The organism is Streptomyces sp. AN091965 (assembly GCF_022698285.1).
Taxonomy (GTDB): Bacteria; Actinomycetota; Actinomycetes; order Streptomycetales; family Streptomycetaceae; genus Streptomyces.
Genome location: NZ_JALDMY010000001.1, coordinates 8,442,995 through 8,455,104 on the forward strand (window position 1 = coordinate 8,442,995; position 12,110 = coordinate 8,455,104).

Below are 12,110 nucleotides of genomic sequence, written 5' to 3' on the forward strand. Positions count from 1 at the left end.
ATGAATTCCTTTGCCGAGTACGTCACCGGAGAGCCGGTCGTCGACACCAAGGCGCCGGGCGGGCCGGTCAACGAGCGCTGGGACACCCGCCGCTTCGAGGCCAAGCTGGTCAACCCCGCCAACCGCCGCAAGCACACCGTGATCGTGGTGGGCACCGGGCTCGCGGGCGGCTCCGCCGGGGCCACGCTCGCCGAACAGGGCTACCACGTCGTGCAGTTCTGCTACCAGGACTCGCCGCGCCGCGCCCACTCGATCGCCGCGCAGGGCGGCATCAACGCCGCCAAGAACTACCGCAACGACGGCGACTCCGTGCACCGCCTGTTCTACGACACCGTCAAGGGCGGCGACTTCCGCGCCCGCGAGTCCAACGTGCACCGGCTCGCACAGATCTCGGTGGAGATCATCGACCAGTGCGTGGCCCAGGGCGTGCCCTTCGCGCGCGAGTACGGCGGACTGCTCGACACCCGCTCCTTCGGCGGCGTGCAGGTCTCCCGCACGTTCTACGCCCGCGGCCAGACGGGCCAGCAGCTCCTGCTCGGCGCGTACCAGGCGCTCAGCCGCCAGATCGCGGCCGGGAACGTCGAGATGCATCCGCGCACCGAGATGCTCGACGTGATCGTCGTCGACGGCCGGGCGCGCGGCATCGTCGCCCGCGACCTGGTCACCGGCAAGATCGACACCTACTTCGCGGACGCCGTCGTCCTCGCCTCCGGCGGCTACGGCAACGTCTTCTACCTGTCGACCAACGCCATGAACTCCAACGCCACCGCCGTGTGGCGGGCCCACCGGCGCGGCGCCTACTTCGGCAACCCGTGCTTCACCCAGATCCACCCCACCTGCATCCCGCGCACCGGCGACCACCAGTCGAAGCTGACGCTGATGAGCGAGTCGCTGCGCAACGACGGCCGCATCTGGGTGCCGAAGGCCAAGGGCGACACGCGCCCGGCGAACGAGATCCCCGAGGACGAGCGCGACTACTACCTGGAGCGCATCTACCCCTCCTTCGGCAACCTCGTCCCGCGCGACATCGCATCGCGGGCCGCGAAGAACGTCTGCGACGAGGGCAGGGGAGTGGGCCCCGGAGGCCAGGGCGTCTACCTGGACTTCGCCGACGCCATCGCGCGCATGGGCCGGGGAGCCGTCGAGGCCAAGTACGGCAACCTCTTCGACATGTACCAGCGGATCACCGACGAGGATCCGTACCGGGTGCCGATGCGGATCTACCCCGCCGTGCACTACACGATGGGCGGCCTGTGGGTCGACTACGACCTGCAGACCACCGTGCCCGGCCTGTTCGCCATCGGCGAGGCCAACTTCTCCGACCACGGCGCGAACCGGCTCGGCGCCTCCGCCCTGATGCAGGGCCTCGCCGACGGCTACTTCGTCCTGCCGTCCACCATCAACGACTACCTCGCGCGCAACCCGCACCAGGAGGAGGTCACCGACCAGCACCCCGAGGTGCGCGAGGTGCTCACCGAGACCGAGGAGCGGATCGCACGCCTGCTGGCCGTCGACGGCGACCGCACGCCCGACTCCTTCCACCGCGAACTCGGCGAACTCATGTGGGAGTTCTGCGGCATGGCCCGCACCGAGACGGGTCTGCGCAAGGCCCTGGAGCGCATCCCGCAGATCCGCGAGGAGTTCTGGCGGCGCCTCAAGGTGCCCGGCACCGGCGAGGAGTTCAACCAGTCCCTGGAGAAGGCCAACCGCATCGTCGACTACCTGGAGCTCGCCGAGCTGATGTGCCTCGACGCGCTGCACCGCGCCGAGTCCTGCGGCGGCCACTTCCGCGAGGAGTCCCAGACGCCCGACGGCGAGGCCGCCCGCAGGGACGAGGAGTTCTCCTACGCGGCCGCCTGGGAGTTCACCGCCACCGGCACCGCCCCCGTCCTGCACAAGGAAGACCTGGTCTTCGAGTACGTCCACCCCACTCAGCGGAGCTACGCATGAAGCTCACCCTGCGCGTCTGGCGCCAGCAGAACGCCGACGCCGAAGGCGCCATGTCCACGTACGACGTGGACGGGATCTCGCCGGACATGTCCTTCCTGGAGATGCTCGACACCCTCAACGAAGAGCTCATCGTCAAGGGCGAGGAGCCGGTCGCCTTCGACCACGACTGCCGCGAGGGCATCTGCGGCGCCTGTTCGCTCGTCATCAACGGCGACGCGCACGGGCCCGAGCGCACCACCACCTGCCAGCTGCACATGCGGTCCTTCGCGGACGGCGACACCATCGACGTCGAGCCGTGGCGCGCGGCCGCCTTCCCGGTCATCAAGGACCTGGTCGTCGACCGCTCCGCCTTCGACCGCATCATCCAGGCGGGCGGCTACATCAGCGTCCCGACCGGCTCCGCGCCCGAGGCACACGCCACGCCCGTGCCCAAGCCGGACGCCGACTACGCCTTCGAGCACGCCGAGTGCATCGGCTGCGGCGCCTGCGTGGCCGCCTGCCCCAACGGCTCGGCGATGCTGTTCACCTCGGCCAAGGTGAACCATCTGAGCGTCCTTCCGCAGGGCGCGCCCGAGCGCGAGACCCGCGTCCTCGACATGGTCACGCAGATGGACTCCGAGGGCTTCGGCGGCTGCACCCTGACCGGAGAGTGCGCCACGGCCTGCCCGAAGGGCATCCCGCTGCCGTCCATCGCGGCGATGAACAAGGAGTGGCTGCGGGCCACCCGCAAGGCGCCCCGCCGCTAGCGGCGGGGCCGCAGGTCCGCCCCGTACACCGTCGCGTAGTCCGGCACCACGAGCCGGGAGCGGGGGCTGACGGCACGGGCCTGGGCGAGGAAGTCGTCCAGGCCCGTGCCGTCCTTGCGGGGCGGCAGGCTCAGGGGCTTCTCGAAGTCGTCCCAGTGCACCGGCACCAGCACGTCGGGACGGCCGAGCGCGTCGAGCAGCCGCGGCACATAGCGCCGCGTCGACGTGCTCGACGCCACCGCGACCATCGCGATGTCCGGCTCCAGACCCCGAAAGGAGCGCTCGTCGAAGTCGCTCGCCCCCATGAAGAGCGCCGAGGGCGCGCCGTCCGGCGTCACCTTGAACGCCAGCGTGTCGCCCTCCGGCAGGTCGGAGACCGTCCGGGGCGCGGCCGCGGGCGGGGCGTGCAGGGTGCCGGGCGCGAAGTAGGAGTACGAGCCGTTGCGGCTGTGCCGCGAGCTCGCCACCTCGATCACGTACCCGTCGAAGTCGAGCACCTCGCCGCCCTTCACCACGGAGATCTGCCCGGCGTCCACGCCGAAGGAGCGCAGCACGTGGTACGTCGTCTCGGTGCCGATGACCCGCGCCCCCGTCGAACGGGCCAGCTGGGGCACGTCGTTGAGGTGGTCCCAGTGGGTGTGCGTGACGCAGATGACCTCGGGCGTGCCCGCGTGCTCGCGCACCAGTGCCTCGTCGGTGCGCAGCCGCGTGCCGGGGTCGAAGGAGCCGGTGAACAGGCCGGTGTCGAAGCGGGTGACGTACGGATCGACGAGGACGGTCGTGTTCTTCTTCCGCAGGTCGATCCGCCAGCCCGAGGTGCCGAGCCAGCGGTACGAGACGGGCGCGGAAGAACGGCGGCGGGCCGGGGCGCGCCCCTCGGCGGACGCGGTGGCGGGGACCAGGGGAACGGCCGCGCCGAGAGCGGCACCGCGCAGGAGGGTGCGACGGCCGGGGCTGAGGGGGCGTGCGTGGGTGCTCATGGCGGCAGCAGACCAGGAGGCGAAGGGCGCCGTCCAAGATCAAAAATCCGCGAGGTGGATATCCGATCCGATATGACACCAGCTCGGAACGGTGGCTAAGAGGGCTCGCCCCCCGCACGCAAACTGTCGACGGCGATCCTGGCGGCGGCGCCGATCGCGGCGTCCACCCGGGTGAGGTCGGCGGCCATCGCGTGACTCCTCGCGAACACGGCCACCGCGTACGTGTCGCCCTCCGGCCAGCGCACCACGCCCGCCTCGATGTGCAGCCCCGGCAGCGTGCCGGTCTTCGCGGCGATCCGTACCTCGTCGGGGAACCCCGAGGTGAGCCGGTGGCGGAACACCTGGCGCCCCATCAGCGCCCGCACCTGCGCACACGCCTCGGGCGGCCCCGCCGCGTCCCGCCAGATCAGGTCGAGCAGGCGGGTGACCTCACGCGGCGTACTGGCGTTGGCCCGCGCCGGGTCGAGGACGCTCAGGCGCCGCTTCCCCTCGTCCGGCAGGGCGCGGTACAGCGGGGCGAACTCCTCCGCCGTGCGCGCCCCGACGTCGTCCAGCATCGACGCGAGGGCCTCGCGCGGCCCGCCCACGATCCGGGTCCGCGCGAGACCCAGCTCCCGCGCCAGCATGCCCACCGTGTCGAGGCCGACGCGGGAGAGCAGGACGTCGGCCGCGGAGTTGTCACTCACGGTCAGCGCGAAGTACGCGAGGTCGCGCAGCGAGACCTCCACGTCGTCCACGCACCCGGCGATCCCCCAGCCCCCCAGCCGCTGCCCGTCCGTCACCAGGACCCGCTCTCGCGGATCGAGCTGCCCCGCGGCGACCTGGCGCGCGAACTCCAGGACGAGCAGCACCTTGAAGACGGAGGAGATGGGGACGGGGGTGTCGGGGGAGAGGGAGACGTCCGGGCTCGCGCCCTGGGGGTGAGCGGTCGCTGGTCCTCCGGTAGGGGATGAAGGCGGGAGCGGTGATCCGGCCGCGGGGTGGGCGCCGATCGCCGGACCGGCCGCAGGGACGGGGCCGGGTGCCGCTCCGTGCGCAGGGCCGGGGTCGGTCGTCGGCGTCGTGGTGCGGGCGGGGCCGGTTGTCCGTCCGGTCGTACGGGTGGGGTGGGCCCTCGGTCCGCCGGCGGGGGCGGCGACGGCTCCGGCCGCACGGGTGGTGGGGTCGGTGGCCGGCTCCGACGTGTCGAGGGAGGCAGTGGTCGGCCATGCCGCGGGGGCGGGGGCGGTCACTGGTGCCGGGCCGCCGGGTGGGGCGGCCGCCGGACCGGCTCCTCCGGTGGTGTCGATGCGCATCGCGTGCAGCGCGCCCTCCGCGCCCGCCCGGGCGAAGACCTCCCGTATGCGTTCCTCGACCCGCATCCCGCCCCTCACTTCCTCTCGCCTACGCTCGTCGCGTGGATCTCTTGCGGCACCTGCGTATTTTCCTCGTCACCGCGGAGGAGCTGCACTTCAGCCGGGCCGCCGAGCTGCTCGGCATGGCACAGCCGCCGCTCAGCCAGGCCGTGCGCCGCCTGGAGAAGGAGCTCGGCGCCGAACTCTTCGACCGGAGCAACCGGCAGGTGCGGCTCACCGCTGCCGGGTCCGTCCTGTACGACGAGGCCCGTGAGCTCCTCGTGCGCGAGGAGCGGCTGCGGTCCTTGGTGCGGCGCGCCGTCGACGGCGACGTCGGTACGCTGCGCGCGGGTGTGCCCGAGGACACCGCCGCGCCCGTGCTGCACGCGCTCCTCGCCGCCTGCGCGGAGCACGCGCCGGGCCTCCGCGTCGACCTCCAGGAGGTGTCCACGCAGGAGCAGCTGCGCCTGCTCGCGTCCGGTGGCCTCGACGTCGGCCTGCTGCAGCTGCCGGTGGACGCCACCGGCCTCGTCCTCGGGCCCGAAGTCGCCGTCGAGCTGGGCGTGGTGCTGCCCCGGACGTCCCCGCTGACCCGGCTCGCGGAGGTCTCCCTCGCGGATCTGTCCGGGCACGACCTGGTCCTCGGCCCGCGGGAGGCCGCGCCGGGGTGGTACGACGCCACGCTCGACGTCTGCCGCGGGGGCGGCTTCGTGCCCGGCCGCGTCCGGCACGCCCGGAACCCCGAGTTCCTGCTCGGCCTCGTGGCGGCGGGGCAGGGCGTGGCCTTCGAACGGGGCACCGCCGCGCGCAAGGAGCCGAGGGTGGTCTGGCGCCCGCTCGCCGACCGGCCCCTCGCACAGCGGGTCGCCGGGGCGTGGCCCGTGCAGGGGGCGCATGCGGGGGCCGCCCGGTTCGCGGGCTTCGCGGCGCAGGTCCTGACCCGGGACGGCACGGCCGTGCCCCGGGCGTCCACCCCGGCCCCGCCCCCTCGCCCCTGGACAGTGGTGTACGAGCCCCCGTAAGCCCCACCTCACACCGGGCAGGGCTCTGCCCCCACCCACCCGACCCCACCCAAGGCAGCAGACACCCCACAACCCGAGAGCCGCCAGGCCGGGGCCGGTCCGGGCGCCGGGGCAGGTACGGGTGGGTGGGTGGGAGAAGGGACGCCGGTCAGGCAGGGGAGGGCAGGGCCGCGGCCAAGTAGGGGGCCGTGCGGCTGAGGGCGGCACCGGAGACCTGCCGAGGCGGGCCGCAGGCCACCACGCGGCCGCCCCCGGCCCCACCCCCGGGCCCGAGGTCCACCACCCAGTCCGCCCCGGCCACCACGGCCATGTCGTGCTCGGCGACCACCACGGAGTGCCCCGCGTCGACGAGCTCGTGCAGCCGCCCCACGAGGAGCTCCACATCGGCGGGGTGCAGCCCGGTGGTGGGCTCGTCCAGGAGGTAGAGGGTGTGCCCGCGCCGCGCCCGCTGCAGCTCACTGGCGAGCTTGATGCGCTGCGCCTCGCCCCCGGAGAGCTCCGTGGCGGGCTGGCCGAGGCGCAGATAGCCCAGGCCGACGTCGATGAGGGTGCTCAGGCTGCGCTGGACGGCGGGCGTGTCGGCGAAGAAGCCGGCGGCGGCCTCGACGGTCAGGTCGAGGACCTCGGCGATGGTGCGGCCGTTGTGGGTGACCTGGAGGGTCTCGGGGTTGTAGCGGGCACCTCCGCAGTCGGGGCAGGGCGCGTACGTACTGGGCAGGAAGAGGAGCTCCACGCTCACGAACCCCTCGCCCTGGCAGGTCTCGCACCGCCCGCCCGCCACGTTGAAGGAGAACCGCCCGACCCCGTACCCGCGTTCCCGTGCCGCGTCGGTGGCCGCGAAGACCTTGCGTACGACGTCGAAGAGACCGGTGTAGGTGGCCAGGTTGGAGCGGGGGGTGCGGCCGATGGGCTTCTGGTCGACGCGGACCAGGCGCCCGACGCCGTCGAGTTCCTCGGTGAGCTCGCCGAGGAGCGTGGACTTGCCGGAGCCGGAGACGCCGGTGACCGCGGTGAACGCGCCGAGGGGGAATTCCACCGTCACGTCCCGCAGGTTGTGCCGGGTCACCGGGCCCACCTTCAGCCGGCCGCGCGGCTCGCGGACCTGCCGTACGGGGGCCGGGGCGCGGCCGAAGAGGTAGCGGGCCGTGGCGGACCCGGCGACGTCGGCCAGGTCGGCCACGGGGCCGCTGTGCAGGACTTCGCCGCCGTGCTCGCCCGCGCGCGGGCCCACGTCCACGAGCCAGTCGGCGTGGCGCATCACGTCGAGGTGGTGTTCCACGACGAACACGGAGTTGCCCGCGGCCTTGAGCCGGTCGAGCACCGTGAGGAGGGACTCGGTGTCCGCCGGGTGCAGCCCGGCCGACGGCTCGTCCAGGACGTACACGACGCCGAAGAGCCCGGAGCGCAGCTGGGTCGCCAGGCGCAGGCGCTGGAGTTCGCCGGGGGAGAGCGTCGGCGTGGCGCGGTCGGGGGAGAGGTAGCCGAGGCCCAGTTCGGTGATGGTGTCGATGCGGGAGAGGAGGTCGGCGGTGAGGACGCGGGCCGTCTGCGAACCGCCGGTGTCCCGCAGGCACGCGGCGAGGTCGCTCAGCGGAAGCGCGGCGAGCTCCGCGATCGTGCGGCCCGCGAACGTCACCGCGAGCGCCTCGGGCCGCAGCCTGCTGCCGCCGCACGCCGGGCACGGCTCGCTGGTCAGGAAGCGCTCGGCCTTGGCGCGCAGGGTCGGGCTCTTGGAGTCGGCGAACGTCTTCATGACGTAGCGCCGGGCGCTCATGTACGTGCCCTGGTAGGGGCGTTGGATGCGGCCCGCCTCGCGGACGGGGTGGACCGTCACCACCGGCTGCTCGTCGGTGAAGAGGATCCAGTCCCGCTCGCCCTGCGGCAGTTCGCGCCAGGGCCGGTCCACGTCGTGGCCGAGCGTGTCCAGGACGTCGCGGAGGTTCTTGCCCTGCCAGGCGCCGGGCCACGCGGCGATGGCGCCGTCGCGGATGGACAGGGACGGGTCGGGGACCAGGAGTTCCTCGGTGGTGCGGTGCACCCGGCCGAGGCCGTGGCAGGCGGGGCACGCGCCGGCGGCCGTGTTCGGCGAGAACGCGTCCGAATCGAGCCGCTCGGCGCCTGCGGGATACGTACCGGCGCGCGAGAACAGCATCCGCAGCGAGTTGGACAGCGTCGTGACGGTGCCCACCGAGGAGCGGGAGGTGGGCGCGGACCTGCGCTGCTGGAGCGAGACGGCGGGCGGCAGGCCCGTGATCTCGCCGACCTTGGGCGCTCCTACCTGGTGGATGAGGCGGCGCGCGTACGGGGCCACCGACTCGAAGTAGCGCCGCTGGGCCTCCGCGTAGATCGTCCCGAAGGCCAGCGAGGACTTCCCGGAGCCGGAGACGCCGGTGAACACGGCGATCACGTCGCGCGGGACGTCCACGTCGACGCCGCGCAGATTGTGTTCGCGGGCGCCCCGGACGCGGACGAACGGGTCGTGGGCGCGGGGGCTGGGCATGGGGCGGGCTCCGAACGCGGCGATGGGGCAAACCCCACGATTCTAGGCCGGGGCCGTTCGCGCACCTCGGGCGGTCACGTGCCGGTGGCCTCCGGGGCCCCGGCGAGGCCCGCCACCCGTGCCAGGCGCCGGTAGGAGTCGAGGAGGCCTTCGCGGTCGTGCGTACTGGTGGTCACCAGGACCTCCTGGGCGCCGCTGTCCTTGAGCAGCGCCTCCAGGGCGTCGGCGACCTGCTCCTCGGTGCCGTGGAGGTGGCCCTGGAGCCCGGACTCGTACAGCTCGCGCTCCTTGTCGGTCATGCCGCCCGTCGCGGCGAGCCGCTCGACGCGCTCGGCGGGCGGCAGCGGCGGGAACGTGCCGTGGGTGCGGGAGTACGCCATCGACCAGGCCTCCGGCACGAGCAGGCGGCGGGCTGCCTCCTCGGTGTCGGCGACGGCGACCGAGCCGGAGACGATCACGTACGGCTCCGGCGCCCAGGGCGAGGGCGTGAAGGCCGCGCGGTAGCCCTCGACGGCGCGCAGCATCCGGTCCCGGCCCCGCAGGTCGCCGATGACAAGGGGCAGACCCGCGGCCGCCGCGATGGCGGCGCCCTCGCCGGTGGCCAGGACGTACGCCGGGATCCGCACGCCGTCGGCCGGGTAGGCGCGCACACCGGTGTCCGAGGCGCCGCGGAACCAGTCGAGCAGCTCCGTGAGCTGGGCCGCGAAGTCCTCGGCGGCGTGCTTGTCGCGGCCGAGCGCCTTGCGCACGCCGTCCGTGAACCCGACCGAGCGGCCGAGCCCCATGTCGATCCGGCCGGGGAAGAGCGCCTGAAGGACCCCGAACTGCTCGGCGACCACGAGCGGCTGGTGGTTCGGCAGCATCACGCCGCCCGTGCCGACCCGGATCGTACGGGTGGCCCCGGCGACGGCCGCGGCGAGCACCGTCGGCGCGGAACCGGCGACTCCGGGCACGCCGTGGTGCTCGGACACCCAGAAGCGGTGGTACCCGAGCGCCTCCAGGTCCTGCGCGAGACGGACCGTGTCACGCAGTGCCTCGGCCCCCTCGTGCCCCTCACGGACGCGCGAACGGTCGAGGACGGAGAAGCGGGTGGATTCGATCACTGTGCTCACAGACGTGTTCAACGCTCGCCGCGGCTGAGGATTCCCGCTGCCGCCCACGGCGTCGCGCACTTCATGAGGTGTGTCGCGTTCCGTGCGCCGATGCCGTGTCCTTGTCCTTACGCTGATCACGTGACGCACGACGACAGACCCCTGGCCGTGTTCGACCTCGACGGCACGCTCGCCGACACGGCGCACCGCCAGCGGTTCCTGGAGCGCGAGCCGCGTGACTGGGACGCGTTCTTCGCGGCGGCGCCGTACGATCCGCCGCTGCCGCGCGGCGTCGCGCTCGCGCGGGAGAGCGCGGGGGAGTGCGAGGTCGTGTATCTGACGGGGCGGCCGGAGCGCTGCCGTGCCGACACCGAGGCGTGGCTCGCCGCGCAGGGACTGCCCGAGGGGCCGATCTGGATGCGGCGCGACCGCGACCGGCGGCCCGCGCGCCGCACCAAGCTGGAGGTCCTGCGGCACCTCGCGCAGGGCCGCGAGGTGCGCGTGCTCGTGGACGACGACGAGCTGGTGTGCGACGACGCGGAGCGGGCCGGGTTCACGGTGGTGCGGGCACGCTGGGCGCGGACGTCGGCCGCGCTCAAGGACGCCCAGGAACGCGAGGGGCGCACCTGAGGCCACGAGGGGCGCGGGCCAGGGCCACCGGGCGGGCCGGGCCCGCGACGACGCGGCACCCGAGGCGGCGCCGGGCGGTCAGTCCGCGGCCTCCAGGCGGAAGCCGAGCTTCAGGCCCACTTGGTAGTGCCGGATCTCCCCGTCCTCGATGTGGCCGCGCACCTGCGTGACCTCGAACCAGTCCAGGCCGCGCAGCGTCTGCGCGGCGCGGCTGACGCCGTTGCGGATGGCCTGGTCGACGCCCTCGTGGGACGTGCCGACGATCTCGGTGACCCGGTAGGTGTGCTCGGACATGAGGTCCTTCTCCTCTCCGCGGCGGTGCGGCTGCCCTCCACGGTAGTGCCGGGCGGTGGCGCGGGCCTGTTGGCGGCGGTGCGGGGGTGGACCGATGTGATCGATTGATGGAGGTGCCGTGAGAGACCGATGCGCTCGCGCCCCTTGACCCGATGTTGAGGTCCGTACCAAAATCCCACACACCCGTTCGAGCACCGCTCTTCCCCACGTCGGGCCCCTCCCCCGTGCTGTCCCCCGCAGAAAGTGACCGACGTGAACGCGCGCCACAGACGCATCTCGCTCTCCCTCACCCTGACCTTCGCCGCCACCGCCCTGCTGCCCGGCTGCGGCGTCCTGACCGGTTCGGATGACGACAAGAGCTCCGTCACGGTCTGGCTGATGCGGGGCAGCGCGTCGGACGGGTTCGTCAAGCGGTTCACCGAGGACTTCGAGAAGCAGCACGACGACATCGACCTGGACGTCCGCATCCACGAATGGACCGGCATCGGCCCCAAGGTGCAGAAGGCCCTCAAGAAGGACGACGGGCCCGACGTCATCGAGGTCGGCAACACCCAGGTGTCCCAGTACGTCGACGGGGGCGGCCTGGAGGACCTCACCCTGGAGTCCGCGCGCGACCTCGGCATGGAGGACTGGCTGCCCGGCCTCGCCGAGCCCGGCCGCTACCGCGGCGCCCAGTACGGCGTGCCGTGGTACGCCGCCAACCGCGTCGTCCTCTACAACAAGGACCTGTTCGCCCGGGCCGGGATCAAGCAGCCGCCCAAGACCCGGCAGCAGTGGCTGGACGCGACGGCGCGCCTCGACTCCGGCGCGGACCAAGGGATCTACCTCGCCGGACAGGACTGGTACACGCTGGCCGGGTTCATCTGGGACGAGGGCGGCGACCTCGCCAAGGAGAAGGGCGGCGTCTGGAAGGGCACCCTGAACTCCCCGGCCGCGCTGCGCGGCATGGACTTCTACAAGCAGCTCCAGGCGCTCGGCGACGGCCCCCAGAACGCCGACGAGGAACACCCGCCGCAGGCCGGGGTGTTCGCCAAGGGCGACGTCGCGCAGATCATCGCGGTGCCCGGCAGCGCCCGTGCCATCGAGGCGAAGAACCCCGCCCTGAAGGGGAAGATCGGCTACTTCCCGATCCCCGGCAAGACCGCGGGCAAGCCCGGCGCGGTCTTCACCGGCGGCTCCGACCTCGTCGTGCGCGAGGGCACGAAGGAGCGCAAGGCGGCCGTCGAGGTCGTCAAGGCGCTCGCGGGCGAGAAGTGGCAGAAGGAGCTCGCCCGCACCATGGACTACGTGCCGAACAAGACGACGCTCGCCCCCACCGTGTCGGGCGACGCCGGGGTGGCCGCGATGGCGGCCGGGGCCGCGCGGGGCCGGGCGACGCCCAACTCGCCGCGCTGGGCCCTGGTCGAGGCCAAGAACCCGATCAAGACGTACATGTCGAAGGTCCTCGCGGGCGGCGATGCGGCCGCCGAGGCCAAGGCGGCCTCGGGCCGGATCACCGAGGCCCTGGAGGACGCCGCGCACTGAGCCCGGCCCGTGGGGCCCGCCGCCGACGGCGCCGGGCCC

Annotated in this window: 10 protein-coding genes; 5 read left to right on the top strand and 5 right to left on the bottom strand. The window is 73.3% G+C overall.

Annotated elements, in window-relative coordinates; all coding sequences use genetic code 11:
* Both MQV74_RS35085 and MQV74_RS35090 read left to right on the top strand, forming a co-directional pair.
* Entirely contained in the window at nt 1–1,950 is a 1,950-nt protein-coding gene (locus MQV74_RS35085; RefSeq protein WP_242727073.1) for a fumarate reductase/succinate dehydrogenase flavoprotein subunit, read from the top strand.
* Nucleotides 1,947–2,696, top strand: coding sequence for a succinate dehydrogenase/fumarate reductase iron-sulfur subunit (locus tag MQV74_RS35090; protein ID WP_242727074.1), 750 nt, complete (start codon nt 1,947–1,949; stop codon nt 2,694–2,696). Before MQV74_RS35085 ends, MQV74_RS35090 begins: the two co-directional genes overlap by 4 nt.
* Here MQV74_RS35090 and MQV74_RS35095 read toward each other — a convergent pair.
* Nucleotides 2,693–3,676 carry an MBL fold metallo-hydrolase gene (locus MQV74_RS35095; RefSeq protein ID WP_242727075.1) on the bottom strand — a complete coding sequence of 328 codons (984 nt, stop codon included), beginning with the start codon at nt 3,674–3,676 and terminating at the stop codon, nt 2,693–2,695. The two genes, MQV74_RS35090 and MQV74_RS35095, sit on opposite strands and share 4 nt — an antisense overlap.
* A 95-nt stretch (nt 3,677–3,771) precedes the next feature.
* Nucleotides 3,772–4,668, bottom strand: coding sequence for a serine hydrolase (locus MQV74_RS35100; RefSeq protein WP_242729305.1), 897 nt, complete (start codon nt 4,666–4,668; stop codon nt 3,772–3,774).
* Nucleotides 4,669–5,072: 404 nt separating this feature from the next.
* Between MQV74_RS35100 and MQV74_RS35110 the strand changes: the two genes are divergently transcribed.
* Nucleotides 5,073–6,032: a LysR family transcriptional regulator gene (locus MQV74_RS35110; protein WP_242727076.1), complete on the top strand. Its 960-nt coding sequence runs from the start codon at nt 5,073–5,075 to the stop codon at nt 6,030–6,032.
* Between the two features lie 148 nt (nt 6,033–6,180).
* Here MQV74_RS35110 and MQV74_RS35115 read toward each other — a convergent pair whose 3' ends face one another.
* Nucleotides 6,181–8,532, bottom strand: coding sequence for an ATP-binding cassette domain-containing protein (locus MQV74_RS35115; protein ID WP_242727077.1), 2,352 nt, complete (start codon nt 8,530–8,532; stop codon nt 6,181–6,183).
* 74 nt (nt 8,533–8,606) lie between these two features.
* Entirely contained in the window at nt 8,607–9,644 is a 1,038-nt protein-coding gene (locus MQV74_RS35120) for an LLM class flavin-dependent oxidoreductase (RefSeq protein WP_242727078.1), read from the bottom strand.
* A 90-nt stretch (nt 9,645–9,734) separates the two neighbouring features.
* Here MQV74_RS35120 and MQV74_RS35125 point away from each other — a divergent pair, with 90 nt between their 5' ends.
* Nucleotides 9,735–10,253, top strand: coding sequence for a phosphatase domain-containing protein (locus MQV74_RS35125; RefSeq protein ID WP_242727079.1), 519 nt, complete (start codon nt 9,735–9,737; stop codon nt 10,251–10,253).
* A gap of 78 nt (nt 10,254–10,331) precedes the next feature.
* Here the strand turns inward: MQV74_RS35125 and MQV74_RS35130 are convergent, their stop codons facing one another.
* On the bottom strand, nt 10,332–10,547 hold the full coding sequence (locus MQV74_RS35130) for a dodecin (protein WP_242727080.1): 216 nt from the start codon (nt 10,545–10,547) through the stop codon (nt 10,332–10,334).
* A gap of 252 nt (nt 10,548–10,799) precedes the next feature.
* Between MQV74_RS35130 and MQV74_RS35135 the strand changes: the two genes are divergently transcribed.
* Nucleotides 10,800–12,071 (top strand): extracellular solute-binding protein, encoded by a 1,272-nt coding sequence (locus MQV74_RS35135; RefSeq protein ID WP_441349349.1) that lies wholly within the window; start codon nt 10,800–10,802, stop codon nt 12,069–12,071.
* Nucleotides 12,072–12,110 lie beyond the last annotated feature (39 nt).

Bases quoted from the DNA above. Each gene is read 5' to 3' on its own strand.
- MQV74_RS35085 (WP_242727073.1), top strand. From the start codon at position 1: ATGAATTCCTTTGCCGAGTACGTCACCGGAGAGCCGGTCGTCGACACC.
- MQV74_RS35090 (WP_242727074.1), top strand. From the start codon at position 1,947: ATGAAGCTCACCCTGCGCGTCTGGCGCCAGCAGAACGCCGACGCCGAA.
- MQV74_RS35095 (WP_242727075.1), bottom strand. From the start codon at position 3,676: ATGAGCACCCACGCACGCCCCCTCAGCCCCGGCCGTCGCACCCTCCTG.
- MQV74_RS35115 (WP_242727077.1), bottom strand. From the start codon at position 8,532: ATGCCCAGCCCCCGCGCCCACGACCCGTTCGTCCGCGTCCGGGGCGCC.
- MQV74_RS35125 (WP_242727079.1), top strand. From the start codon at position 9,735: ATGCCGTGTCCTTGTCCTTACGCTGATCACGTGACGCACGACGACAGA.
- MQV74_RS35130 (WP_242727080.1), bottom strand. From the start codon at position 10,547: ATGTCCGAGCACACCTACCGGGTCACCGAGATCGTCGGCACGTCCCAC.